Source organism: Rhizobium sp. BK591, assembly GCF_014195045.1.
Lineage (GTDB): Bacteria > Pseudomonadota > Alphaproteobacteria > Rhizobiales > Rhizobiaceae > Rhizobium > Rhizobium anhuiense.
Window position 1 is genome coordinate 1,408,273 of the sequence record NZ_JACIAZ010000001.1, and the last position, 24,175, is coordinate 1,432,447.

A 24,175-nucleotide genomic window follows, 5' to 3' on the forward strand; every position below is an offset into this window, starting at 1 on the left:
ACGCAAACCTCGCAGTATCATTGAGCCGCGCGCCGGCGGACATTCGACGTTCCTTAAAACAAACCCGACAGGAAATGAAGGGTTTGTCGCGCGAAAAGCTGCACAAGGCGGCTGCCCGGCCGCGGCGGCTTTGCGGCGAACAAAAGATCGGTTGCGGCGGAACTTTTCGGGCCGCCATTTCGTTGAAGCGGCATCCCATGAAACAGGAGCAGACCATGGCAGAATTGAAAACCGCTTCCGCCGAATCCACCGCCGCGCGTGTCAAGGCTGATATCGCAGCAGACGATCTGTCGGCGCAGGTCGCAGCCCTTCGCAACGATCTCTCCCGGCTGACGGAAAGCGTTGTCGCGCTGGGGCAGGGCGCAAAATCGGCGGTGACGGACGAGGCTTCGGTAATGACCGAACGGCTGCGCGACAAGGTGCGCGAAGAACCGCTCATGGCACTCGCGGTTACGGCAGGCATTGCCTATGTGTTCGGCCTGCTCAGCCGCCGCTGAACGGGAATTCAGAGCTCAAGAAAAAGCCGGACGTCATCAACGCCCGGCTTTCGATATGTCTAACGCGCAGATTGAGGCCAGCGGCCGGGGTCAGCGGCGGATGAGACGGCCGATGAAAATCAGGATGCAGGCACCGATAAAACCGGTGATCAGATAGCCCAGCCAACCGGCAAGCGGCTGGATGTGTAACAGACCCAGGATCCAGTTGGCGACAATGGCGCCGACGATGCCGAGCAATATGTTCATGAGCAAGCCCATGTTGCTGCTCATGACCTTTTCCGCCAGCCATCCGGCGATACCGCCGATGATGATGGCTGCAATCCAACCCACGCCTGCGTTTTCCATGGTTATCTCCCTCCTGGCAAAACGAGTCACAGAATGCACGAAACGAGAGGAAGTTCCACTCCCAGTTACCGAGATTGCTTGCGGGTTCAGCAACTTATGTGACTCAGGGCTGCAGCACGGTGACCGGGGAGTTCAGCACGTAGGCGGCTATCTGAAACAGCAGGCCTGATATGGCGAGAATTGCGAATCCCAAAGGCATGATCAGACTTTTCGTAAACATCTTTCCTCTCCCCTATGCTTAAAGCATAAGCTGAAGCGGACGACGCGCAAGATTATTACTAATAAATAGTTAAGCGCTGCATTTGAGTAAAACTTAAGATATCAAAATGACACAACCTGTTCTTTTGCGACACGGATTAATAAATACTCGAATAGCTGGCGACGAGTCGTGCGATAGATGACTAGTGAATGTTTTTCTTGCTTTGAAAAGACTGCGGTCAAACTCGCGATGACAAACAATGCCTCCGGGGGAGTACACTTCAATATTTTACGGCGTTTTGGGATTAACCCAACCCATCGGCCGTTCGCTCCGTTGGAAATACGCAGGATTAATTCCGTGGCGGGGCGAAATTTGTTTCCAGGCGCAAATGAAGCAATTCCGGTGATGGACGGAGTTCAGAATAACTTCGCCGTCATGCCAGCCCCGACGGATTGATTTTGCCACGAAGCGCATCATTTTATCCAGAAGCCATTCGATCCGGGGGAAACACTCGATGTCAAAAGCTGCAATCGCCATCGCCTGCATCTGCCTGCTCACCCTTTCCGGCTGCGGCAATACCGCATACGGGCTGAAGAAGGATGGACAGGAAGCGAGCCACGCAATGGACAACGCGACCCATCGGGTGCTTTCGGCCGGCGCCAAGAAGTGATGCGTATTAATCGCTAAAAAAGCCCGCCAGGGGTGAGGCGGGCTTCAAATAACAGGGAGAATGGACGGATGGAAGCCGTCTCGTCTAATAAAGCATTTCCTTAAGCGTATGGCTTTACGTCATTCGACGTAGCCGCGACCGGCAACGATCCGATGCGACCATGACTCGGAATCGAATCAGAAGTTGCCCCAGTTCTGGGCGCGGGCACGGGCGCGAATAATCCGGTATTCGCGACCGCCATAGAGCGAGCCGATTGTCAGCAGAAGTGTCAGAACGTCCCAGATGATATGCATGTTATCCTCTTAGGTTGGACGGCTCTGCCGTCGATCGGTGAAGCTACAATAGCAATCTTTCGAATGTGCTTATATGACAAGAAATCGGGATAAGCGGAAAAGCGGGCAGGGCGCTCCCGCAGAGGAGAGGCGGCGTCACCGCCTTGGAGCAGCAAGGTGAACAGATTACCGGACGGCGGCCGATGACGATTTTTTCCGTCCGCCACATAACGTCCTATCGTTACGTCAGGGCGGTCGATTTCGGCGAGCATCGCCTGATGTTCCGGCCGCGCGACAGTTTCGACCAGCGGCTGATCGAAGCGTCGTTGACGACCTATCCCGAGGAAAGTCATGTCCGCTGGATCCACGATGTTTTCGGCAATTGCGTGGCGCTCATCGATATTTCGAGGCCGGCGTCCGAGCTTCGCTTCGAAACCTGGATCACCCTCGATCATACGCCCCAGGTCGCCCTGGATCTCAAGGTCGACGAGGCGGCCCTGATTTATCCATTCTCCTACGACAAGGAGGAGATTGCCGATCTGACGCCGGCAATGCAGCGCCATTATCCCGATCCGAACGACGAGGTCGGACGCTGGGCACGGCAGTTCGTGCGCCAGGGGCGTCCGACGGAAACCGGGCATCTGCTGATGACGCTCTGTTACGCCATTCGGGAAAGCTTCGTCTATCAGCGCCGGATGGAACACGGAACACAGACCCCGGTGCAGACCTTGCAGCTTCGCTCCGGCACCTGCCGGGATTTCGCGCTTTTGATGATGGAGGCCGCCCGCGTCCTTGGGCTCGCGGCGCGCTTCGTCACGGGCTATGTCTATGTTCCCGACCGGGACGGCTCCACGGTGCTCGGCGGCGGTTCCACCCATGCATGGTGCCAGATCTATCTCCCCGGCGCCGGCTGGGCGGAGTTCGATCCGACCAACGGGATCGTCGGCAACCGCGATCTCATTCGTGTCGCGGTTGCCCGCGATCCGCGCCAGGCAGTCCCGTTGAGCGGCAGCTATGATGGCGACGGGGCGGATTTCGACAGCATGACGGTGCAGGTCAACGTCACCACGAGATAATCTCGATTCTCTCCGAGGTAATCCGGATTACCTCCGAGATAATCTTCCGGGGCAATCTCGGATCACCACCAAGTCTCTGTATGGTGACAGTTGTCCCTTGCGGGAACCGGGTAGCGCGATCAACGTTCCATACTCACCTCCGCACATGCGGAGCCGCGATAGGGAAGCCACAATGAAGATACGCGCCGGGTTTCATCTGGGCTACGAATGCACGCAACCAACGCCGATGCTGCTCGTCCTCAACATCCATCCCTCTCGGCGCGCCGATCTGCTGAGTGAGCAGGTCCTGACATTCGACCGGCCGATCGAGGCCTGGGAATATACCGACGGGTTCGGCAATGCCTGCAGCCGGATCGTCGCCCCGCCGGGACTGACGACCATTTCCACGGAATTCGAGATCTACGACAGCGGGCAACCCGATATTGTTCCCGATGATGCGGTCCAGCACGCGATCAATGACCTGCCGGACGATGTGCTGGTTTTCCTGCTCGGCAGCCGCTATTGCGACACCGACAGGCTGGCAGATTTTGCCTGGGCAACCTTCTCGTCGACGTCGCTCGGCTGGACGCGCGTCCAGGCAATCTGCGATTTCGTCCACGACCATATCACCTTCGATTACCAGAAGGCCGACCTCCTGCGCACCGCCCATGGCGGCTTCACCGATAAGGCGGGCGTCTGCCGTGACTTTGCCCATCTCGCCATCGCGCTGTGCCGGTGCATGAATATCCCGGCCCGATATTGCACCGGCTATCTCGGCGATATCGGCGTACCGATCGATCCCAATCCGATGGATTTCAGCGCCTGGTTCGAAGTCTTTCTCGGCGGCCACTGGCATACGGTCGACGCCCGCCACAATACGCCGCGCATCGGCAGAATATTGATGGGAACCGGCCGCGACGCCACGGATGTCGCGATGTCGACGGCCTTCGGGCCGGCAACGCTTTCCCGTTTCGAGGTGATCACCGAGGAAGTGCCGCAGGAGGCACCCAGGAACGATTGATGGTGGGCGACGGAGCTCCTATGCCTTCTTCAAAAACTCGGTTTTCAATACGAGACCTTTGACCTGCTTGGTGCTGCATTCGATCTCACCGGGATTGTCGGTGAGGCGAATGCCCTTGACCAGCGTTCCACGCTTGAGCGTCTCTGAAGTTCCTTTGACCTTGAGGTCCTTGATCAGCGTTACGGAATCGCCGTCGTGAAGCTGGCTTCCGTTGCTGTCTTTTACGATAATGTCGTCAGCCATGATGTCCTCGCTTGTTGATGCGAGACGGGAAATCACGGCGACATGGCATAGTCAACCTCAGGCGGCCTTCAATCACGTAGCCGCGCAGACATCCCGGACACACTCGCGCAGCCAGCGATGGGCGGGATCGGCATCCATCCTGGGGTGCCAAAGCAAGGAAATCGTGATCTCACACGTCGGAACGGGCAGGGGAAAACTATGCATCCCCGCGCGCAGCGATTCCGTGTGACGCTCGGGCACGCTGGCGATCAGATCGGAGGTTCGGGCGAGCGCCAGCGCCGTCGAAAAGCCGCCGACGATCGTGGCGACCTGCCTGTCCAACCCCAGCGCATTCAGGGCTTCATCGATCGGCCCCTTGTCGAGCCCGCGCCTGGAGACAATGATGTGCCGGCCGGCCGCGTAACGGGCAGGCGTGATCTCGCCTTCGCTGAGCGGATGGCCCCTGCGCGCCACGCCGATGAAACGGTCCCGGAACAAGGCCTGCGCCCGCACCTCCGGACTGGTCGTATCGCCGACGACGCCGGTTTCGAGATCGACGGTACCGTCGCGTAGCGGGGTGCTGTCCTTATCCGGCTTCTGCATGAAGCGCAGCCGGACGCCTGGCGCTTCCCGGCTGAGGCGGGCGATGAGATCGGGACCGAAATTCTCGGCGAAGCCTTCGCTGCTGCGCAGTGTAAACGTCCGGACCAAGCTTTGGAGGTCGAGCGCCTCCAAGGGCCGCAGCACCGCCTGCGCCTCCTCGACGACCCGACCGACCCGCTCGCGCAGTTCCAGCGCCCGTGGCGTGGGAACGAGGCCGCGGCCGGCGCGCACCAGCAGCGGATCGCCGGTCGTCTCGCGCAATCGGGCCAGCGCCCGGCTCATCGCCGACGGGCTCAGCCGCAGCCTTCGGGCGGCGCGCGCAACGCTGCCTTCTGCAAGCAGGACGTCCAGGGTGACGAGCAGGTTGAGATCGGGTGTCGACATGCATCCCATATAACATGGTTTCATCATGATGTGGCGTTAGACGCATGAATGAAATGCAAATCGTGCGCCTTCCGCCACGCCACGCAGCGGACTAGCTTTTCATCGGCTCCATTCGGGCCCACGGAAAAGGAGGCCATTGTGAAACCAGTCATTGCAGAGCGAGGCGAGGCCGTCGCCGAACGCATACCCTCCGTCCGCTGGGCGCTTGCCAGTCTTTCCCTATCCATGCTGCTGCCATCGCTCGGCACCAGCATCGCCAATGTCGGTCTGCCGACTTTGGCGCAGGCATTCGACGCCACCTTCCAGGATGTCCAGTGGATCGTGCTCGCTTATCTGCTCGCCATCACCACCCTGGTCGTCAGCGTCGGACGGCTCGGCGACATCACCGGCCGCCGCCGGCTGCTGCTCATCGGCATACTGCTCTTCACGCTGGCCTCAATCCTCTGCGGCCTGGCGCCGACACTCTGGCTGATGATTGCCGCGCGTGCGGTGCAGGGCCTGGGCGCCGCCATCATGATGGCGCTGACCATCGCCTTCGTCAGCGAAACGGTGCCGAAGGCGAAGACCGGGAGCGCCATGGGGTTGCTCGGAACCATGTCGGCGATCGGCACCGCTCTTGGGCCTTCGCTTGGCGGGTTCCTGATCGCCGGGCTCGGCTGGCCGGCAATCTTCCTCGTCAACGTGCCGCTCGGCGTGCTGAGCTTCGTTCTCGTCCATCGCTATCTGCCCGCCGATCTCAGCAAGGGGAAGGCGAATCGGACCAGCTTCGATACGATGGGCACGCTGGTGCTTGCCCTGACGCTGTCAGCCTATGCGTTAGCGATGACGATCGGGCGCGGCAGTTTTGGTCCGCTGAACATTGCCCTGCTGCTCACGGCCGTCTTCGGCGCCGGTCTGTTCGTGTTCACCGAGGCGAGAACGGCATCGCCGCTGGTCCGCTTGGCGGTGTTCCGCAACCCGGTGTTCAGCGCCAGCTTGGCGATGAACCTGCTCGTTGCAACGGTGATGATGGCGACGCTGGTGGTCGCGCCGTTCTACCTCTCCCACGCGCTCGGGCTCGATCAAACTCTCGTTGGGCTCGTCATGTCGATAGGCCCTGTCATCTCCATCTTGAGCGGAATCCCGGCCGGCCGCCTGGTCGATCGTCTGGACGCATCATTCGTGGTTATCGCCGGGCTCGTCGCCATGGCGGCGGGCTCCGTCGCCGTGGCCGTGCTTCCCGGCATTACAGGCTATATCGCTGCCATCGCCATGCTGACGCCAGGCTATCAACTGTTCCAGGCGGCCAACAACACCACCGTCATGGCCGACATCAGCCCCGACCAGCGCGGCGTCATCTCCGGCGTGCTCAATCTGTCGCGCAATCTCGGACTGATCACCGGCGCTTCCGTCATGGGCGCCGTCTTCACTTTCTCTTCGGGAGCGCACGATATTGCGGCGGCGCATCCCGACGCGGTTCACTCAGGCATGCGGATCACCTTCGCCGTCGCGGCAGCGCTGATTGTCGTTGCGCTCGCCATTGCGACCGGGACTTGCCGGAGCCGCCGAGCGCTCGGGGAGAGTTAGCCCGACCCTCATCGGCCGCCGAGCGAAACTCAGACCAAGGTCCGATCTGTCCCGGACTTCATGCCGATACCAAAGCTTCGGTCGCTGCAATAGGTTTTGCGGACTTTGGTGGAGTTTGCGGAGCTATTGCTGTGACCAAGATCATTGTTGCGGGGATGATACTTATGCCAGTAATCTTCTGGGGTTCTGTTGGCGTCCTGATATACTCGCACCTCTCGTGAGGGCACTCACCAGAGCAATTCCAGGATCTGTGGCTCCTCGTAGAGGATCGGGCTGCTCGGACGCCGAGGGGCCTGATCGTGAAGGAATGTCTGATGAAAATTTTGGCGGAGAATGCCGCTCAGCTGGAAGGTTGAACCAAGCCAAACTCGCTTCAAGGCTGCAGCGAGAACGTCTTTGCGACGCCGGCTCAGAGGACGGCCACGTGATCTCGTGGCAGCGACGTGACGTCAATCTGCCGCCCGACCCCATTCTTAAGTTAATGGCAGTCGCGTCCTGCTGCAGCCTGTATATCATCTCATCGTCAACGCAAAGGATCAGTGCGACCACGGCAACGCGCAGCTGCCCGCCTAACGTATGGCGAAGTAAAGCTGCGCTTCATATTGTTCATCCGGCGTCGGCATACGGGTTTCAACCAATGGAAATTTCGCGCCGCGCCGTCGCATGACTATGCCGCCAAGGTTTCCTTTTTCTTCGGAAGGGAAAGGCGCCCATTCAGTCGAGCAACTCATCCAGGAAAGCCATGCAAAAAGCTTCAAGCGAATTATCTCCAAATGACTTTGGGCAGTTTCGCTGACTTGTTCGCAAGTGAATATCCCAGCAACGTCGAGATGATTGAAATCGCGCCAAAAGACAATCGTGATTTTTTGGGAGATTGCCCGCGAGCGTCAGGGCGAGCAGAATCATTGGGGCAACAGCAAAACGGAAGCCTGCGATACCGCGCCGATGCTACTGAGACGGCATCCTACCGTTAAGGTAAGGGCGCAATTCCCGAGCGGAAATCGGAAATTATATAACAAAATCAATATGAAATGGCGGAAGAGGTGGGATTCGAACCCACGGTACGGTTTCCCGCACGCCGGTTTTCAAGACCGGTTCCTTAAACCACTCGGACACTCTTCCATCTGATTGAAAAGGTTAAGAAATCGACATTTTGTTGATTCCAGCAACCGGTCATTGCTGCCGATTTGCGACCCAATCATTCGATGGCTGGCTTTTTAGCAGCTTTGATCGCAGCGTCAACGTGCTCTGCAGCATTTGCCGGCATCTCCGCTATGATGGGCAAATAGCTCTGGAGAGAACCGACCTTCAACCGTTCTTCAGCCTGCGCGAGCCTGTGCCAGTTCCGGCGCAAGGAAGCTGCTGGTCAACCCGGCACTGCTAAACAATTCAACCCTGTTACGGCCGTTGTTTTTGGCAATGTAGAGCGCCTGATCTGCACGTTTCTGGACGTCTTGGTCGGTCAGACCCGCTTCCCAAAGTGCCACGCCTGCGCTGACGGAAGGGGTGACCTGATTTCCTTCGAAGACAAGGCTGACGGCGCTTACCGCCTCGCGTATCCGCTCAGCGAGCGCAAAAGCGGAAGATTGCGTTTGGCCGCGCAGAAAGAGGCTGAACTCCTCGCCGCCCAGCCGGCCGAACACGCAGGAAGGGGGGACATTCTGTGCAATTGTCCGAGCAACATTTATGAGAACGACATCGCCTTTGTCGTGCCCGTACATATCGTTCACACGCTTGAAAAAGTCGATATCGATGAGGACGAAGGCGTCTCCGGGGCCGAGGCTTTTCGGAAGCGAATTGAAGAAATGCTGCCGATTGGGAATGCCGGTCAGCATATCGGTATTTGCAAGTCTGGTAAGCTTCTCTTCGGCTCTCTCCTGCACGAGCACGAGCACAAACAGCGCCACCGCGAAATGACAGATGATCAGCAAAAAGAATGCGTAGCGCGGAGGAAGGGGCGCATCGTTCGGAAAGACGAAGCCGACGACCACCAAAACGGAGAGAGACGTCGCCACCCATATGGATGCGGAAAGACCGAGCCGCGCGGTAAGGCGCTCGTGGAAGAAGTCGCGGGCGATCACGAAACCTGACAAGGCAAGCAGGACGGCGGCGCTGCCGTTGAACACCGATGCTCTCAATCCGTTGTTCAAATACCATGGCGTTTTCACCGCACTCAGCGTCAGGACGACGGGCAGGAGTAACGGCCACCAGTCTCGTAAAGAGTTTTGACGCCGGCTGAGGCCGAAAAGCCCAACCGCCATGAGCCCATAACCATTGGCGCCGAGTGAAAAACTCCAGAACGTCCTGGCATCGCCGGACATATGAAGGCTCTCATCCAAACCAGCGAGCGTTGAGGCGATCGCAAGCAAAGAGAAACTGCCGGCAAGTACGCCAAGCCCTGGCGTCGCTCCGGAGCGCCATCTCACGTAAAAGAAGCAGATTGCTCCGACGATGAAGGAAGACTTGTGTAGAAGAAGGACAGTCGCAAGATCCATTGCCGGAACCCGATATGAGATGAGAAGCGGGCTCCGAATAACGGCTAAAATCTACTTTTCAATGAACGCGGAGTGACCTTTAGACGTCAGTATTCGCGGTGCTTCCGGAGACTGGCGATAGGAAGCGTTGAGCGGCCTGTTCCTCCCGCTGGAAATGACTCGCCTTCGCCCCGGCTTGAGCGTTTACTGTGCTATTCTGGCGGAGGACACACACCATGGCCATGTATCTCACGCGCTTCAGCTACACGCCCGAGACATGGGCGCGCATGATCGAAAACCCCGAGGATCGCCGGGAGGCGGCACGCAGCTATATTGAATCCGTAGGCGGAAAGCTCCACGGGTTCTGGTACGCCTTCGGCGAGCATGATGGTTGGAATCTTTGGGAGGCGCCTGACAACGTCTCGATGGCGGCGGTCGCACTGGCTATCGGCGCAGGAGGCGCGCTCAGCGCGATGGAAACCACTGTCCTCCTCAGCGTCGAGGATACGATCGAAGCGTTGGAAAAGGCGAAGTCGGTTCGATATCGTCCACCGGCAGCGTAATAAGCAGGGGCCGAATGCCAGCGAGCCCTCCGCGGCTCTCCGCGTAAAGTCTGAGCCGGGCCGCCGATTGTTCGGTGGCCCGGCCGTTAAGCGTTACTTCGACTTGATGTTTTCCCAGCGCTTCAAGAGGTCGGCATGGGTGTCGGTCCAGCCCTTAACCGCCTCGTCCATTGTCTTGCCGTCGGCGACCGCGCCGGCGATCGCGGTGATATCTGCGAGCGGGAGATATACGCTGGCGATGACTTCGCGCGCATGCGGGTTCTCGGTGGAGAAGCCGCTCTTGGCTATCCAGTTGTAGGTCTGCGCCAGCGGGAATATCGCCTTCGGATCCTTCAGAAACTTGACCGGGTACTTCTGTATCATCCACGACGGCTCCCAGAGCGTCACAGCAATCCATTCCTTTCGGTCGATGGCCGACTTCAATTCAGCCGTCATCGCAGCCGTGCTGCCTTCGACAAGCTGTAGCTTGAGGTCGTAGGCTTTGACCGAGTTGGCGGCATCGCGCATCAGGCCTGAACCCGGTTCGATACCGACGATCTTGCCGCTGAACTTGTCGGCGTTACCGTTCAACTGCTCCATGGAGTCGATCGGCACATAATTCGGAACCGCAATAGCCTGGTACAGGCCAAACGAAACCGGCGATATCTTCTCCAGCTTCTTCTTGTTCTTGTCCCAATAATCCTGTGCGACGTAGTCGGTCAGCGAGGCGAGAATCTGGATATCGCCCTTGCTGAGAGCGGCATAGGCGATGCCCCATTCGGAGAACGACACGACCTTGACGGTGTAGCCGGAATCTTCCAGCGCCTTCTTGGTGACACCGCTGATCGCTCCCAGATCTTCCCACTGCATCGTGCCAATGGTGATGGTCTTTTCTTCCGCGTGCGCGGGCAGCATGGTCATTCCGAACATGGCCGCGGCACAAAGCATTTTCCACAACTTCATCATTTTTTGCTCCTAGTTTTCGTTCCCCTTTTCATGAAACACCAGCGGTCGGCCTGGCCTTCATGATTGCGCGGCGAGGGGTCATCCCTGCGCGCAATTCCTGCAATCAGATCACCGAGTCCCGCTCGTAGCCATCATGGCCACGACCTTGTAGACGGCGAGGCCCACATCTTTCGGGACTTCAGGCATGCCTTGACTTGCGTATGCCTTTAAGATCGATCCCTGGAGGACTGGCCGAAATCGAACTGATTGGCGGGCATTCAACCCTACGGCCTTGATCAAACCGCGGCCATGAATCGATGCGCGTCGTATATGGCCGCGTGGATGTTCCTGCTTGCGACCGCATCGCCAATCCGAAACAGCTGAAACTTGCCACCGGGATTATTGGCAACAACTTGCGGCTTGCCCGCTATGAACGCCCGGTAATCGATTTCACCTTGGTTCCGGGAGAGCGGCTTGAGCGAGAAATAGAGTTCGTCCATCGGCTTCGTCCCGCTTTCGACGACAACCTGGTCCACCTCTTTTTCGACGCAGACCTTGGAATACTCGTCGAAAAGTATGACTGCGATCCTGTTGCCGCGACGTTCGAGGCGCTCAATGTGCAGGTTCAGGGTGATCTTTGCGCCGGCTTTGTTGAGGGCACGGAAATAGGCGGGGTAGCTCGTTGCCCCGATGTCCGGCGCAAGGGTTCGTGCAGGCGTGACAACTTCAAGATTCGAGCCCGCGTCGGCCAGAAACTCAGCGATCGTCATGGCGGGGTGCGAACCGTTGTCGTCGTAGACCAGCACATTTTTCGCGGGCTGAACGCTTCCGCCGAGGATGTCCCAACTGGTCGTCGCAAGCTCCTGTCCTTCCTCAAGACAGTCAACATTAGGCAGTCCGCCCGTAGCAACGACGACGACGTCGGGTTCTTCCGCCACAACGTCACTCTCATCGACGAAGCGATTGTAGTGGAATTCGACGCCGAGGCGCTCGCATTCAGACAAGCGCCAGTCCACGATCCCAAGGATTTCGCGACGGCGTTTCAGTGCCGCGGTTATTAGAATTTGTCCGCCTGCTTTGGATCCAGCCTCAAAAACCGTGACCTTGTGGCCCCGCTCGGCCGCGACCCGTGCAGCCTCAAGACCGCCCGGTCCCGCTCCGACGACCACAATCTTATGCATTGGCCCGTTGGTCTTCCTGATCACATGCGCGAGGCTGCCCTCCCGACCAGTCGCCGCATTGTGCACGCAGGTGGCGTTGCCAGCGGGGTAAATGGAATCGATGCAGAACCCCATGCCGACACAGGGGCGAATTTGATCCTCCTTCCCTTCGATCACCTTGCGGATGATGTGAGGATCGGCAAGGTGCGCGCGTGTCATGGCGACCATATCAAGCTTGCCGCTCGCAATCGCGTGTCGCGCGGTAGCCACATCCTGAATTCTTGCCGCATGAAAGGTCGGTATCTTCACATTCTGACGAACCTCTCCGGCGAAATCGAGATGGGGAGCAGATGCGGTTCCCATGTTCGGAATCACATGACTCAAGGCCTCGTCTTCTGAGACGTGGCCGCGAATGACGTTGACGAAATCGATCAAACCGCCGGCCTTCAATCGACGGGCAATCTCCACCCCTTCGTCTCGCGAGAGCCCTTTATCCCAAACCTCATCGCAGACCATGCGGACGCCGACAATGAATTCGTGACCGATGCGCTTACGGATGGCGGTGAGAATATCGTTCACCAGGCGCATCCGGTTCTCGAGCGAGCCGCCGTATTCATCCTCCCGCTTATTTGTTGCCGGAGACCAAAAATGCGCGATGAGATGCGAGGCGCATTCGAGCTCGATCCCGTCAAGCCCTGCCGCTTTGACCCGCTCCGCACTGTCGGCATAGGCTGTGATCACGCGCTCGAAGTCCCAATCCTCCATCGCCTTGGGATAGGCGCGATGCGCGGGCTCCTGGATGTGGGACGCATCGATTATCGGGAGCCAATCGCCTTTGTTCCAGTTGGTTCGGCTTCCCAGGTGAGTGATTTGAATCATCACGGCAGCGCCGTGGTCGTGAACGTCGTCGGCAAGCTCTCGAAGCCACTTCACGGACTCGTCTTTGTGGAGCTGGATATTGCCGAACGCCTGGGGACTGTCGATGTCGACGACGGACGAACCGCCGATCATCGTCATTGCTATCCCGCCTTTGGCTTTTTCCGAATGGTAGAGACGATAGCGCTCCTTCGGGAGTCCGTCCTCAGTATATCCCGGCTCGTGCGCCGTCGACATCATCCTGTTTCGGAGTGTCAAATGCTTGAGTTGGAAAGGCTGGAGCAATGGATCGTTTGACATCTCAATTGTTCCCGTGACGGCCTATTGTCGTAGTCGCCTGTTCTCCCGACGTCGGGTTCTGGCGGGTGAACGACAATGTCCGGCGAGGGCGTGAGGCCGTAAAGGGCAAATAAATTCATGGAAGTATGAGGCAGGATGGATAAAGACCGGATCGGCCGGCAGGTGAGTGGGTGATCGTCCTCCAGGCTTGTTGACCACGCGAACGATAAGGTGTTTCGCTTCTTGCCGGTGCGCAGTCTTGCACCGTGTGACGGAGATTCCGTGCGCTGCAATTTTCGAACGGCGAAGAACTCGAAACCATGAGTCATGACAGTCAGTCGTTACGACGGACAATTCCCTCCCTCCACAGCCTGATCCTGTTCGAGGCTGCGGCGAGATATCTGAATTTTTCGAAAGCCGCCGCGGAATTGTCCATCACTCAGCCTGCGGTCAGCCACGGGATCCGACAACTCGAGTCGTCTCTCGGCCACGCGCTTTTCGTCCGGGAAAGGCGGGCGCTAAGCCTGACAACGCAAGGCCAACGCCTCTATTCGGCGGTATCGGGGGGATTTGCGTCGATCGCCGAAACGCTTGACGATATCGCCGGCATGCCTCGCCGAGACACCCTCGTCATCAGCGCCTCGACGGTCATGGCGACAGAGTGGCTGATGCCGCTGTTGCCGGAATTTCGCCAAGTCCATCCTGATTTGATGATTGACCTGCGATGCTTGGACCGCGATCCAGCGATGACGACGAGCAACATCGATGTTCACATTCGGCTCGGCGATGGAAACTGGCCGGATTGTGATGCCATTCCGCTGTGGGACGAGGAAATATTGCCTGTTTGCAGCCCAGCTTATCAGGCGAAGAGCAAGCCTCTGTCACTCACCAGTGATATATTGCGCCATCGGCTTATACACTACGTTGACCCGTATCGCTTCAGGATCGGTTGGGCCGAGTGGTTGCGGGCCACAGGTGTCGGCGCTCCACCGACTTTGCCGACATCGCTGCAGGTCAACGATTCCCTTGTCGCGATGAAAGCTGCGGAAAATGGCGAAGGCATCGCGCTCGGTTGGCGACCTCTCATCGATCGGCCCCTTCGAGAAAATCGCCTCGTCATTGCTATTGACCGCACCCTGAAGACAGGGAGGCGTTTCTACGTGGTAACGCCAAGTGCCCCAAATCGCAGAAAGGTCGCCCTGATTTTCAGGGACTGGCTGGCGAGCCGTTTTGAAGGTCTTTGAGGCGCGCGTGTCGTTCCCGCCTTTGGCGTGATTTTGGAGGGGATGCTGCGCATAAACGCAATTCCAACGGCTTTGGGAGGTCGCAGCTAGCTCCCATCGGATCCAAGGCCCTTCGGACCGTTGAGCTGGTTCATATCCTCGCAAAGAGAACGAACCGCCTCCATCGTCACGGCGAGTGCCGACATCAGGATCGAGATGTCGTTGTCTTTATCTGGCTGGGAAAGCGCGCGAGATCGAGCGTGCAACTGTTGGCTGACCGTGTCGAGCTGCAGAATGGTTTCATTATTCATCGTGATCCTCCAAAGGTCTAAACCTTCAAAGTTCCCGGCGGGCATTTCGTTCCATACAGCCCGAAGCGTCAAATACGCAATCCGCCATATGGCAATTGGTGACGTGACTAGCCGTTCGGTTTGCGCAAGGGCGGAAGCCGCATGTAGTAGGAGTTCAGGGGGGCGTAGGATCCCTTCGGTTCACCCTTGCCGGGCTTGACCAGATTGGGCGCCAGTTTTCCCTCCGGCCCGAAAATATAGTCGATGCCGGCGCAGAGATGGGCGAGGGAGCGGTAGTTGAAGTGTTTGAACCAGTCGTTCGCGAGGAAGGCGGCTTCGTCCCAGGCCTTTCCGCGGAGGCGATCGTATCCGGCCTGCTGCAGAAAGGCCTCGCCTGTCCTCGTATTGATGCTGGCGCCGAGACATAAGTTGCCGGCGATCAGCGACAGCCTGAGCACTCTGATGGTTTCGGCATCCTTGTTCGATAAGGGTTTCAGGGTCTGAGCCAGATAGAAATTCGTCGATGGATCATTGGTCATCGTCTTGCGCCAATAGGCGGGGAGATCCTCCGCGCCGGCGCCGACGGCCGGTGAGACGGTCATTATGACCAGCAAAATCAAGCTTTTGACAATTCCGCCCATGGCAATCCCCCAACCCTGCGCATAGAATGCATAGCGTTATTTCGCCTGATGAGGCAAGGTGACGCCGCGCCGCGCGGGAAGCACGCGCCGCCTGTGCCAATTTGGGCTATTCGGGCATTCGGAAGCGAGTTCAGATTTACCATATGCGCCGCATCGGCATGAGGATTTCGGGCCTTATTGCGGCGGCGGAAGGGCAGGGCGGAGAGGTTCGCGTTAGTGATTTATAAACCATAATCATTAGAATTGTCGCTATCGCTGCGAAATCGTTCGTAAATTTGCCACGAACTTCGCATGATTAAAGTCTCGTTAGGCGGGTGGGGATAAGGCGTATTGGCCCGGATTGGGGCAAGGTTCCTTAACCATAACGATCTTTGAGCGGCGTGGGACATATGAAACTGGAATACGGGGCGGCGTCTTTCGCAACGACAGCACGGTGGCTGGCGATCTCGGCGATGTGTGCGACGGTTGCGGCGTGCGGCACGACACAGGCGGTGCCGAAGAAGAAATCCCACGGCAAAGAATATTTCTCCGAATCCGAATATGGCGTGAAGGCAAGCCCGCGCGTCGCTACCGGCAACAACATCCCCAAGGGCGGCGGCCGCTACATCGTCGGCAATCCTTACGAGGTGAAGGGCAGGTGGTATTATCCGAAGGAAGACTTCTCCTATAACAAAGTCGGCGTCGCCTCCTGGTATGGCTCGGCCTTTCATGGGCGGCTGACGGCGAACGGCGAAGTCTACGACCAGATGCATCTTTCCGCCGCGCATCCGACCTTCCCGCTGCCGAGCTATGCGCGCGTCACCAATCTCGAAAGCGGTTCCTCCGTCATCGTGCGCGTCAACGATCGCGGCCCCTATCACGAAGGGCGCATCATCGACCTTTCCAACAAGACGGCCGATATGCTGGATCTGCAGCACAGCGGCACCGGCAAGGTGCGGGTGCAATATGTCGGCCGCGCCCGCATGGACGGCCACGACATGCCCTATCTGATGGCGTCCTACGTGCCGAAGGGCAGCCGCATTCCCGGCGTCAATCCGGAAGGCCAGATCGCAACCGGCGTGATGGTCGCCTCCAACAGCCGCAAGATCACCCGCGATCAGCTGCAGAGTTCGGAAGATTATGAGACGCCGGCCAACGTGCCGGTGCCGATGTCGGCCACTTCCTATGCCGGGTCGACGCCGAGCGCACGCTACAATGCGGCCCCCGTCGCAGCACCCGCTTTGGCAGCGCCCGCCCATGTTCTGGTAGCGCCATCAGCACCATCCGCCACCAATGCCGCTCCGTCCTTCGACCAGATGGTCGTGTTGCCGGAGATCGGCCCCATGCCCTACGAACGGCCGCTGGGGTCTCTCGCGCTCGGCTACCAGAACGAGGATGTGAAGACCGTGACGGTCGATCTCGCCTTCGACGCTGTGATGGTGCGCAATGACGGGCTGACGCAGGAGTCGATCCTTGCTGCGACGAAGCGTCATCAGGCAAAATCCGCCGCGCGCTGAGCGCGGCAATTGCATCGAATTTCCTCTCGCTCTAACCTCCTGAAATACGCCCCCTGATCGATGGGAATTCTTGATGCTGAAGCCTTTGCTTCGTCTGCTTGTATGCATCATGCCGCTCTCCACCGGCGCATTTGCAGCCGATAGCGGTACCGCCGGTTTCGCCACCAAGGCGGCGCAGGCCTATATGATCGAGGCCGCCACCGGCACGGTGCTTCTCGCCAAGAACGAGGACCAGGGCTTTTCGCCGGCTTCGCTCGCCAAGCTGATGACGATGGATCTCGCCTTCGAGGCGGTGACGAAGGGGCAGATCACGCTCGATACCGAATATCCCGTTTCCGAATATGCCTGGCGAACCGGCGGCGCGCCATCGAGGACGGCAACGATGTTTGCCAGCCTGAAATCGCGCGTGCGCGTCGAGGACCTGATCAAGGGCGTCGCCATCCAGGGCGCCAACGACAGCTGCATCATCCTGGCCGAAGGCATGGCCGGCAGCGAGCAGCAATTTGCCGTGTCGATGACACGCCGCGCCCGTGAACTCGGCATGGAGAAGGCTGAGTTCGGCAATTCCACCGGGCTCCCCGACGGGAAGAGCAAGGTGACGGCGCGCGAGATGGTGACGCTTGCGGCCGCCCTGCAGCAGTCTTATCCCAATCTCTATCCCTATTTCGCCCAGCCGGATTTCGAGTGGAACAAGATTTTCCAGCGCAACCGCAATCCGCTGCTCGGGCTCGATCTCGGCGCCGACGGGCTTGCCACCGGCTTTACCGAGGGCGAGGGTTATTCGATCGTCGCCTCAGTCCAGCGCGATGGCAGGCGGCTGTTTCTGGCGCTTGCCGGCATCGCTTCCGACAAGGAGCGGACGGAGGAGGCCAAGCGAGTGCTCGAATGGGGACTGACGGCCTTTGAGGACCGGCAGATCTTCGGTGAGAAGGAAGTGATCGGCGCCGCCAGCGTCTATGGCGGTACGGCGCGTACCGTCGATCTCGTCGCCAAGGCGCCGGTCAGCGTCTATATTCCGATCAGCAATCCCGATCGGCTGTCGGCGCGCATCATCTATCACTGGCCGCTGACGGCGCCGGTCGAGCCGGATACCCAGGCAGGGGTGCTGAGGATTTTCGCAGGCAGCCGGCTGCTCCGAGAAGTGCCGCTTTATACGGTGCAGGCGGTCGGCGAGGGCTCGCTCAGCAGCCGGGCGGTCGACGCCATGCTGGAACTCGGCGAATCGCTGTTCTTCTCCTGGCTCTGGGACAAGTCGGCACCCGGCTGAGCGGCCACTTACTGGTGCAATTTGCCGGGAAAGGTGAATATGTCGCCGCGACGAAAGGTTTTCCTCCCTGACATCTTCGGATAGATAGATGGAGCACGGCGCGTGCGGCGCCTGGAATGCGGGAAGTTGTCATTGTCATCCGGTACGGGATTGTTCGTTACGTTTGAAGGCGGGGAAGGCGCGGGGAAATCCACGCAGATCCGCCGCCTCGCCGAAGCGTTGAAGGGCGAAGGTCACGACGTGCTGATGACGCGCGAACCAGGCGGATCGCCGGGCGCGGAGGCCGTGCGCCACGTGCTTTTGTCAGGGGCTGCCGAAGCCTTCGGCACGCGGATGGAGGCGATCCTCTTTGCCGCGGCGCGCAACGACCATGTCGAAGAGGTGATCCGGCCGGCGCTGGCCGCCGGCAAGATCGTGCTCTGCGACCGTTTCATGGATTCATCCCGCGTCTATCAGGGCATAACCGGCAATCTCGAGCCGGATTTCATCGAGACGCTGCAGCGCATCGCCATCAACGGCGTCATGCCGGATTGCACCGTGATCCTCGACATCCCCGCCAAGATCGGGCTGGAGCGGGCGCAGAAGCGCGCTCCAGCCGACGGTCCCGACCGCTTCGAGAAGGAGCGGCTCGAAACGCATGAGAAACGGCGCGAGGCCTTTCTCGACATCGCCGCCCGCGAGCCGGAGCGCTGCCACGTGGTCAACGCCATGCAGAGCGAAGAGGCGATCGCTGCCGAGATCCTGGCGATCGTCCAACAACTCAAGTCGCCCGCCGACCGTTTGCGAATGCCGGAAGCCGCCCATCATGAGTGAAGCCCATCATGAGTGAGGAAAGGCCCGGACTGCTCGACGGCGCCATCTGGCCGGGAGAAAATACCAGGCTGTTCGGCCATGAGGAGGCGGAAGCCTTCCTTGCGCAATCTTACCGCTCCGGCAAGGGCCACCACGCCATCCTGATCGAGGGCCCGGAGGGCATCGGCAAGGCGACGCTCGCTTTCCGCTTTGCCAATCACGTGCTATCGCATCCCGATCCCGAGCGAGCGCCGGAAATGATCGGCGATCCGGACCCTGCCTCTCCCGTCAGCCGGCAGATCGCCTCCGGCGCCTCGCACAATCTGCTGCATCTTGCCCGGCCGGTGGACGAAAAGACCGGCAAGGTGAAATCGGCGATCACCGTCGACGAGGTGCGCCGCGCCGGCAAGTTCTTCTCGCAGACCTCGGGCACCGGCAACTGGCGGATCGTCATCATCGATCCGGCCGACGACATGAACCGCAATGCCGCCAACGCCATCCTGAAGATCCTGGAAGAGCCGCCGAAGCGGGCGCTGTTCCTGGTGCTTTCGCATGCGCCGGGACGGCTGCTGCCGACGATCCGCTCTCGTTGCCTGCCGCTGAAACTGGCGCCGCTTGCCGACGCCGCGCTGGTCGCGGCCCTTGACCATCTCGGCATATCAGGCGAGGGCGGGGCGGTACTTTCGGCCGCCAAGGGCAGCGTCGGCGAGGCGTTGAAACTCCTGAACTACGGTGGCGGCGAGATCATTGCCGCCTATGATGAGATGCTTTCCGCCCAAGGACCGACGGCGCGCAAGGCGATGCATCGGCTGGCCGACGCGCTTTCGGGCAGGGAAAGCGACACGATCTTCGATTTCTTCGTCAGCCATGTCGGCGACGATATCATGAACCGCGCGCGGGCGGCAGCAAGCGAGGGGCAGATCACAGCTGCGGAGCGGCTGGCTCGGCTCTATTCGGACATTACCGAGCGGCTGACCATTTCCGACGCCTATAATCTCGACCGCAAGCAGACGATCATCAGCATTCTCGCCGATATCAAACAGCCGGGCCTCTAGAGCGGTTCAGCGTTTAACGGAAGCGCAGAACCGCTCTATCCTTTTGTTTTGACGCAATTCCCGGCAAAACCGCTTCGCGCTTTGCCTGGGAAAACCGCTTCGCACTTTTCCTGGAATTGCTCTAGGTCAGCAGCTTGCCTGCGACCACTGCTAGCGTGGCGGCGAGCACGATGCGGATGGTGCGCTCGTGCAGCTTCGGCGCCAGAAGGCTGCCGATAATGATGCCGGGGATAGAGCCGATGAGCAGGGCAGACAGCATTGGCCAGTCGATCTCGCCGATCAGCCAATAGCCGGTGCCGCCGATCAAGGTCAGCGGCACCGCATGGACGATATCGGAACCGACGATCTCGCGCACATCGAGCCTGGGATAGAGGATCAGCAGGATCGTCACCCCCAGCGCACCGGCGCCGACCGAGGTCAGGGTGACGAGGACGCCGAGCAAGAATCCGAGAATGACGGTAAGGGCGAGGATGGTTGCCGGCCGCGGCGGCGTGCGGTCGCCGATGGCGCGGCGCGCAAGCTGGAGTATCGGACCTCGGAAGACCAGCATGATGGCGGTCATGACGAGAAGCCAGCCCAGCGCGGTGGTGATCGTATTGGTGACGCCGATGCTTTTGCGGTCGACGCCCGCCAACAGCCAGAGCATCAGCAGGGCGGCCGGCACGCTGCCGACGGCCAGACTGCCGACGATCTTCCAGTTGACCCGCCCATGCATGCCGTGAACGGCAGTCCCCGCCGTCTTGGTGATCGCCGCATAGAGAAGATCTGTGCCGACCGCGGTGGCCGGATGGACGCCGAAGAGCAACACCAGCAGCGGCGTCATCAGCGAACCGCCGCCAACGCCGGTGATGCCGACGAGGGCGCCCACACACAGGCCGGAAAGCGAATAGAGCGGCTCGAATGTCAAACAGGCGCCCCTGTCAGCGCGCAGCCACGACAATTCCGATAGATGAAAACTGCCACTTCGTTTTGTCCCGCCCTCTTTTCCATGACGGGTAGATGGCGGCAGAAGCGGAGTCAAGTTCACCACGCCAGCGTCCGGGAAATCATCGACAGCTGGAAAGTTGAGGTTTCGCTCGACGGTGACATGCGCTAAGAGCGGCTGACCATTTTTATAGAGTTAGCCGGACATTGGCCTCCATGATAGACAAGACACCCTTCTACATCACCACCGCGATTTCCTATCCCAACGGCAAGCCGCATATCGGCCATGCCTATGAGCTGATCGCGACGGATGCGATGGCGCGCTACCAGCGTTTAGACGGCAAGGATGTGTTCTTCCTGACCGGCACCGACGAACATGGCCAGAAGATGCAGCAGACGGCGCGCGGCGAGGGGATTACCGCGCAGGCGCTTGCCGACCGCAACTCCGGCGAATTCCAGGCGATGGCAACGCTGCTCAACGCCTCGAACGATGATTTCATCCGCACTACGCAGGAGCGTCATCACGAGACGTCGCGCAACATCTGGAACCTGATGGCCGACAATGGCGACATCTACAAGGACAGCTATGCCGGCTGGTATTCGGTGCGCGACGAGGCCTATTACCAGGAAAACGAGACGGAGCTGCGCGCCGACGGTGTGCGCTACGGGCCGCAGGGCACGCCCGTCGAATGGGTGGAAGAGGCAAGCTATTTCTTCAAGCTCTCCGAATACCAGGAGAAGCTGCTTGCCCATTACGAGGCGAATCCCGACTTCATCGGTCCGGCCGAACGCCGCAACGAGGTGATCTCGTTCGTCAAATCGGGGCTCAAGGACCTCTCGGTCTCGCGCACGACCTTCGACTGGGGCATCAAGGTGCCGAACGATCCTGCCCACGTCATGTATGTCTGGGTCGACGCGCTGACCAACTACATTACAGCGACCGGCTATATAGAAGACAGGAACGGCCCGCGGGCGAAATACTGGCCGGCCGACGTGCACATCATCGGCAAGGACATTATCCGCTTCCACGCCGTCTACTGGCCGGCCTTCCTGATGTCGGCGAAGCTGCCGCTGCCGAAGCGCGTCTTCGCCCACGGCTTCTTGCTCAACAAGGGCGAGAAGATGTCGAAGTCGCTCGGCAACGTCGTCGATCCCGTCAATCTGGTGAACCATTTCGGCCTCGACCAGGTGCGTTACTTCTTCCTGCGTGAAGTCTCCTTCGGCCAAGACGGCAGCTACAGCGAAGAGGCGATCGGCACGCGCATCAACTCCGACCTCGCCAACGGCATCGGTAATCTCGCCAGCCGCTCGCTGTCGATGATCGTCAAGAACTGCGACGGCAAGATCCCGGAATGCGGGACGCTCAGCGACGAGGACAAGGCGATGCTGGCCCAAGTGGACGCGCTGCATGCATCGACGCGCGAGGACATGGGCAAGCAGCAGATACACCGGGCGCTCGCCTCGATCATAGCAGTCGTCTCCGAGACCGACCGTTATTTCGCCGGCCAGGCGCCCTGGGCGCTGAAGAAGACCGATCCGGAGCGTATGGGCACGGTGCTCTATGTGACGGCCGAAGTCGTTCGCCAGATCGCCATCCTGCTGCAGCCCTTCATGCCGGAATCATCGGGCAAGCTGCTCGACCTGGTTGCCGCACCCGCTGACAAGCGCGACTTCGCCGCCCTCGGCGAGGCAGGCCGTCTCGTTGCCGGAACGGCTCTCGAAGCGCCGACCCCGGTCTTCCCGCGCTACGTGGCTCCGGAGGCTTGAAGCCGTGCTGATCGACACGCATTGCCATCTTGATTTCGCCGACTTCGAGGCGGAGCGGGACGAGATCGTCGCGCGCGCCCATTCGGCCGGTGTTTCGCAGATGGTGACGATCTCGACACGGGTGCGCAAACTCGGCGCGCTGCTTGCCATCACGGAGAAGTATCCCTCGGTGTTCTGCTCGGTCGGCACCCATCCGAACAATGCCGACGAAGAGCTTGATATCCAGACGGAAGAGCTGGTGCGTCTCGCCAATGCCCATGAGAAGGTGGTGGCGATCGGCGAAGCCGGTCTCGACTATTTCTACGACACGCAGAAGCCGGAGGACCAGCAGACCGGTTTTCGCCGCCATATCGCGGCGGCGCGCGAGACCCGGCTGCCGCTCGTCATCCACAGCCGCAGCGCCGACGAGGACATGGCGGCGATCCTGACCGAGGAAACCGGGAAGGGGGCCTTCCCCTTCATCCTCCACTGCTTCTCCGCAGGCCCGGAGCTTGCCACGACCGGCGTCGCGCTCGGCGGCTATATCTCCTTCTCGGGCATCCTGACCTTTCCGAAGTCGGAGGAGCTGCGCGAGATCGCTAAGACGATCCCGCATGACAGACTGCTTGTTGAAACGGACGCGCCGTATCTGGCGCCGAAGCGCTGGCGCGGCAAGCGCAACGAGCCGTCCTATGTCGTCAACACGGCCGAGGTGCTCGCCGATACGATCGGCCTTTCCTACGAAGAGGTGGCGCGGATCACGACCGAGAACGCTTTCCGTCTGTTCTCGAAGATGCCGAGGGTCTAGCGGCGTGCTCTACCGGCGGCGTTTCACCATTCTCGGCTGTTCGTCGTCACCGGGCGTGCCGCGCATTACCGGCGATTGGGGCGCCTGCAATCCCGACAATCCGAAAAACCGGCGCACGCGCGCCGCCTTCATGGTGCAGCAATTCGCGCCGGATGGCGGTGTCACCACGGTCGTTATCGACACCGGGCCGGATTTTCGCGAGCAAATGATCAGGGCAGGGGCCGACCATGTCGATGCCGTGCTCTACAGCCATCCGCACGCAGATCATATTCATGGCATCGACGATCTGCGCGGCTATTTTCACAATACCCGCCGACGGGTGCCGATTTTTGCCGACCAATTCACGATGGACAGGCTGCGGGAAGCCTTCGGCTATTGTCTGGAAACGCCGCCGGGCAGCAATTATCCACCGATCGTACTGCCCGTTGTGATCGAAAACCTGGATGAACCCGTCGAAATTCGCGGCCCGGGCGGCGCGATCGCCTTCCATCCGCATCTCCAGCAGCACGGGGATATCCACTCGCTCGGCTTCCGGATCGGCGATGTAGCTTATTGCAGCGATATCAGCGATTTCCCGCCGCAGACCGTCGAAAAGCTTCAGAACCTCGACGTGCTGATCATCGACGCGCTACAATATACCTATCACCCGAGCCATCTGTCGCTGGAACAGTCGCTTGACTGGATCGGCCGGTTGAAGCCGAAACAGGCGATCCTCACGCATATGCACACGCCGCTTGATTACGACGCTGTCATGGCAGAGACGCCGGACCATGTGGCGCCGGCGTATGACCAGATGAGCTTCGAGACCGAGGTCAGGATTTAG

Annotated in this window: 24 protein-coding genes and 1 tRNA gene; 14 read left to right on the forward strand and 11 right to left on the reverse strand. The window is 59.8% G+C overall.

Annotated elements, in window-relative coordinates:
• The first annotated feature begins 215 nt into the window (after positions 1-215).
• Positions 216-497: a hypothetical protein gene (locus FHX10_RS06825; RefSeq protein WP_047615451.1), complete on the forward strand. Its 282-nt coding sequence runs from the start codon at positions 216-218 to the stop codon at positions 495-497.
• Positions 498-587: 90 nt separating this feature from the next.
• Here FHX10_RS06825 and FHX10_RS06830 read toward each other — a convergent pair whose 3' ends face one another.
• Positions 588-842, reverse strand: coding sequence for a GlsB/YeaQ/YmgE family stress response membrane protein (locus FHX10_RS06830; RefSeq protein ID WP_047615234.1), 255 nt, complete (start codon positions 840-842; stop codon positions 588-590).
• 713 nt (positions 843-1,555) lie between these two features.
• On the opposite strand from FHX10_RS06830, the gene FHX10_RS06835 reads away from it, so the two are divergent.
• The 3 genes from FHX10_RS06835 to FHX10_RS06845 all read left to right on the forward strand — a co-directional run bounded on the left by FHX10_RS06835 (position 1,556) and on the right by FHX10_RS06845 (position 4,059).
• Positions 1,556-1,711, forward strand: a complete 156-nt coding sequence (locus FHX10_RS06835; RefSeq protein WP_018495827.1) for a hypothetical protein — start codon at positions 1,556-1,558, stop codon at positions 1,709-1,711.
• A gap of 475 nt (positions 1,712-2,186) precedes the next feature.
• Positions 2,187-3,059 (forward strand): transglutaminase N-terminal domain-containing protein, encoded by an 873-nt coding sequence (locus FHX10_RS06840; protein ID WP_028759137.1) that lies wholly within the window; start codon positions 2,187-2,189, stop codon positions 3,057-3,059.
• 172 nt (positions 3,060-3,231) lie between these two features.
• Positions 3,232-4,059 (forward strand): transglutaminase-like domain-containing protein, encoded by an 828-nt coding sequence (locus FHX10_RS06845; RefSeq protein ID WP_028759138.1) that lies wholly within the window; start codon positions 3,232-3,234, stop codon positions 4,057-4,059.
• A gap of 18 nt (positions 4,060-4,077) precedes the next feature.
• On the opposite strand, the gene FHX10_RS06850 is transcribed toward FHX10_RS06845, so the two are convergent.
• Both FHX10_RS06850 and FHX10_RS06855 read right to left on the reverse strand, forming a co-directional pair.
• Positions 4,078-4,302, reverse strand: coding sequence for an alkylphosphonate utilization protein (locus tag FHX10_RS06850; protein ID WP_003559525.1), 225 nt, complete (start codon positions 4,300-4,302; stop codon positions 4,078-4,080).
• A 72-nt stretch (positions 4,303-4,374) separates the two neighbouring features.
• Positions 4,375-5,268: a LysR family transcriptional regulator gene (locus tag FHX10_RS06855; RefSeq protein ID WP_047615449.1), complete on the reverse strand. Its 894-nt coding sequence runs from the start codon at positions 5,266-5,268 to the stop codon at positions 4,375-4,377.
• Positions 5,269-5,406: 138 nt separating this feature from the next.
• On the opposite strand from FHX10_RS06855, the gene FHX10_RS06860 reads away from it, so the two are divergent.
• The gene (locus FHX10_RS06860) at positions 5,407-6,834 is read left to right on the forward strand and encodes an MFS transporter (RefSeq protein ID WP_097623424.1); all 1,428 of its coding nucleotides are present in this window, start codon (positions 5,407-5,409) and stop codon (positions 6,832-6,834) included.
• 569 nt (positions 6,835-7,403) lie between these two features.
• Here FHX10_RS06860 and FHX10_RS06865 read toward each other — a convergent pair.
• The 3 genes from FHX10_RS06865 to FHX10_RS06875 form a co-directional block, all read right to left on the reverse strand.
• Positions 7,404-7,592 carry a hypothetical protein gene (locus FHX10_RS06865; protein ID WP_028758518.1) on the reverse strand — a complete coding sequence of 63 codons (189 nt, stop codon included), beginning with the start codon at positions 7,590-7,592 and terminating at the stop codon, positions 7,404-7,406.
• Between the two features lie 274 nt (positions 7,593-7,866).
• Positions 7,867-7,956: transfer RNA gene (locus tag FHX10_RS06870), tRNA-Ser, on the reverse strand.
• Between the two features lie 197 nt (positions 7,957-8,153).
• Positions 8,154-9,329 (reverse strand): GGDEF domain-containing protein, encoded by a 1,176-nt coding sequence (locus FHX10_RS06875; protein ID WP_025554796.1) that lies wholly within the window; start codon positions 9,327-9,329, stop codon positions 8,154-8,156.
• Between the two features lie 215 nt (positions 9,330-9,544).
• Here FHX10_RS06875 and FHX10_RS06880 point away from each other — a divergent pair, with 215 nt between their 5' ends.
• Entirely contained in the window at positions 9,545-9,871 is a 327-nt protein-coding gene (locus FHX10_RS06880) for a GYD domain-containing protein (protein ID WP_025554797.1), read from the forward strand.
• A 93-nt stretch (positions 9,872-9,964) separates the two neighbouring features.
• Here FHX10_RS06880 and FHX10_RS06885 read toward each other — a convergent pair whose 3' ends face one another.
• Positions 9,965-10,816 (reverse strand): glycine betaine ABC transporter substrate-binding protein, encoded by an 852-nt coding sequence (locus tag FHX10_RS06885; protein ID WP_025554799.1) that lies wholly within the window; start codon positions 10,814-10,816, stop codon positions 9,965-9,967.
• Positions 10,817-11,091: 275 nt separating this feature from the next.
• The gene (locus tag FHX10_RS06890; protein WP_097623425.1) at positions 11,092-13,131 is read right to left on the reverse strand and encodes an NADH:flavin oxidoreductase; all 2,040 of its coding nucleotides are present in this window, start codon (positions 13,129-13,131) and stop codon (positions 11,092-11,094) included.
• A 299-nt stretch (positions 13,132-13,430) separates the two neighbouring features.
• Between FHX10_RS06890 and FHX10_RS06895 the strand changes: the two genes are divergently transcribed.
• Positions 13,431-14,354: a LysR substrate-binding domain-containing protein gene (locus FHX10_RS06895; RefSeq protein ID WP_052213380.1), complete on the forward strand. Its 924-nt coding sequence runs from the start codon at positions 13,431-13,433 to the stop codon at positions 14,352-14,354.
• Between the two features lie 86 nt (positions 14,355-14,440).
• On the opposite strand, the gene FHX10_RS06900 is transcribed toward FHX10_RS06895, so the two are convergent.
• Both FHX10_RS06900 and FHX10_RS06905 read right to left on the reverse strand, forming a co-directional pair.
• Entirely contained in the window at positions 14,441-14,644 is a 204-nt protein-coding gene (locus tag FHX10_RS06900) for a hypothetical protein (protein ID WP_063475678.1), read from the reverse strand.
• A gap of 107 nt (positions 14,645-14,751) precedes the next feature.
• Positions 14,752-15,264, reverse strand: coding sequence for a hypothetical protein (locus FHX10_RS06905; RefSeq protein WP_097631235.1), 513 nt, complete (start codon positions 15,262-15,264; stop codon positions 14,752-14,754).
• A gap of 389 nt (positions 15,265-15,653) precedes the next feature.
• On the opposite strand from FHX10_RS06905, the gene FHX10_RS06910 reads away from it, so the two are divergent.
• The 4 genes from FHX10_RS06910 (at position 15,654) to FHX10_RS06925 (ending at position 19,874) form a co-directional block, all read left to right on the forward strand.
• Positions 15,654-16,760 (forward strand): septal ring lytic transglycosylase RlpA family protein, encoded by a 1,107-nt coding sequence (locus tag FHX10_RS06910; RefSeq protein ID WP_028757348.1) that lies wholly within the window; start codon positions 15,654-15,656, stop codon positions 16,758-16,760.
• A 73-nt stretch (positions 16,761-16,833) separates the two neighbouring features.
• Positions 16,834-18,027 (forward strand): D-alanyl-D-alanine carboxypeptidase family protein, encoded by a 1,194-nt coding sequence (locus tag FHX10_RS06915; RefSeq protein WP_028758510.1) that lies wholly within the window; start codon positions 16,834-16,836, stop codon positions 18,025-18,027.
• A gap of 132 nt (positions 18,028-18,159) precedes the next feature.
• Positions 18,160-18,840, forward strand: coding sequence for a dTMP kinase (tmk, locus tag FHX10_RS06920; RefSeq protein ID WP_028757350.1), 681 nt, complete (start codon positions 18,160-18,162; stop codon positions 18,838-18,840).
• An 8-nt stretch (positions 18,841-18,848) separates the two neighbouring features.
• Positions 18,849-19,874 carry a DNA polymerase III subunit delta' gene (locus tag FHX10_RS06925; protein WP_028757351.1) on the forward strand — a complete coding sequence of 342 codons (1,026 nt, stop codon included), beginning with the start codon at positions 18,849-18,851 and terminating at the stop codon, positions 19,872-19,874.
• Positions 19,875-19,995: 121 nt separating this feature from the next.
• On the opposite strand, the gene FHX10_RS06930 is transcribed toward FHX10_RS06925, so the two are convergent.
• Positions 19,996-20,781 carry a sulfite exporter TauE/SafE family protein gene (locus tag FHX10_RS06930; RefSeq protein WP_028758508.1) on the reverse strand — a complete coding sequence of 262 codons (786 nt, stop codon included), beginning with the start codon at positions 20,779-20,781 and terminating at the stop codon, positions 19,996-19,998.
• Positions 20,782-21,014: 233 nt separating this feature from the next.
• Here FHX10_RS06930 and metG point away from each other — a divergent pair, with 233 nt between their 5' ends.
• From metG to FHX10_RS06945, 3 genes are read left to right on the forward strand one after another with little or no spacing between them, the layout of a single operon-like run.
• A complete protein-coding gene (metG, locus tag FHX10_RS06935; RefSeq protein ID WP_184389180.1) occupies positions 21,015-22,565 on the forward strand; it encodes a methionine--tRNA ligase in 1,551 nt (516 codons plus the stop codon).
• A 4-nt stretch (positions 22,566-22,569) separates the two neighbouring features.
• Positions 22,570-23,352, forward strand: a complete 783-nt coding sequence (locus FHX10_RS06940; RefSeq protein WP_097544300.1) for a TatD family hydrolase — start codon at positions 22,570-22,572, stop codon at positions 23,350-23,352.
• Between the two features lie 4 nt (positions 23,353-23,356).
• Positions 23,357-24,175, forward strand: coding sequence for an MBL fold metallo-hydrolase (locus FHX10_RS06945; protein ID WP_097623427.1), 819 nt, complete (start codon positions 23,357-23,359; stop codon positions 24,173-24,175).

Coding starts and splice junctions, on each gene's coding strand:
- FHX10_RS06825 (WP_047615451.1), top strand. CDS start 216: ATGGCAGAATTGAAAACCGCTTCCGCCGAATCCACCGCCGCGCGTGTC.
- FHX10_RS06890 (WP_097623425.1), bottom strand. CDS start 13,131: ATGTCAAACGATCCATTGCTCCAGCCTTTCCAACTCAAGCATTTGACA.
- FHX10_RS06850 (WP_003559525.1), bottom strand. CDS start 4,302: ATGGCTGACGACATTATCGTAAAAGACAGCAACGGAAGCCAGCTTCAC.
- FHX10_RS06830 (WP_047615234.1), bottom strand. CDS start 842: ATGGAAAACGCAGGCGTGGGTTGGATTGCAGCCATCATCATCGGCGGT.
- FHX10_RS06910 (WP_028757348.1), top strand. CDS start 15,654: ATGAAACTGGAATACGGGGCGGCGTCTTTCGCAACGACAGCACGGTGG.
- FHX10_RS06845 (WP_028759138.1), top strand. CDS start 3,232: ATGAAGATACGCGCCGGGTTTCATCTGGGCTACGAATGCACGCAACCA.
- FHX10_RS06915 (WP_028758510.1), top strand. CDS start 16,834: ATGCTGAAGCCTTTGCTTCGTCTGCTTGTATGCATCATGCCGCTCTCC.
- FHX10_RS06925 (WP_028757351.1), top strand. CDS start 18,849: ATGAGTGAGGAAAGGCCCGGACTGCTCGACGGCGCCATCTGGCCGGGA.
- FHX10_RS06875 (WP_025554796.1), bottom strand. CDS start 9,329: ATGGATCTTGCGACTGTCCTTCTTCTACACAAGTCTTCCTTCATCGTC.
- FHX10_RS06840 (WP_028759137.1), top strand. CDS start 2,187: ATGACGATTTTTTCCGTCCGCCACATAACGTCCTATCGTTACGTCAGG.
- FHX10_RS06895 (WP_052213380.1), top strand. CDS start 13,431: ATGAGTCATGACAGTCAGTCGTTACGACGGACAATTCCCTCCCTCCAC.
- FHX10_RS06885 (WP_025554799.1), bottom strand. CDS start 10,816: ATGATGAAGTTGTGGAAAATGCTTTGTGCCGCGGCCATGTTCGGAATG.
- FHX10_RS06905 (WP_097631235.1), bottom strand. CDS start 15,264: ATGGGCGGAATTGTCAAAAGCTTGATTTTGCTGGTCATAATGACCGTC.
- FHX10_RS06855 (WP_047615449.1), bottom strand. CDS start 5,268: ATGTCGACACCCGATCTCAACCTGCTCGTCACCCTGGACGTCCTGCTT.
- FHX10_RS06880 (WP_025554797.1), top strand. CDS start 9,545: ATGGCCATGTATCTCACGCGCTTCAGCTACACGCCCGAGACATGGGCG.
- metG (WP_184389180.1), top strand. CDS start 21,015: ATGATAGACAAGACACCCTTCTACATCACCACCGCGATTTCCTATCCC.
- FHX10_RS06900 (WP_063475678.1), bottom strand. CDS start 14,644: ATGAATAATGAAACCATTCTGCAGCTCGACACGGTCAGCCAACAGTTG.
- FHX10_RS06835 (WP_018495827.1), top strand. CDS start 1,556: ATGTCAAAAGCTGCAATCGCCATCGCCTGCATCTGCCTGCTCACCCTT.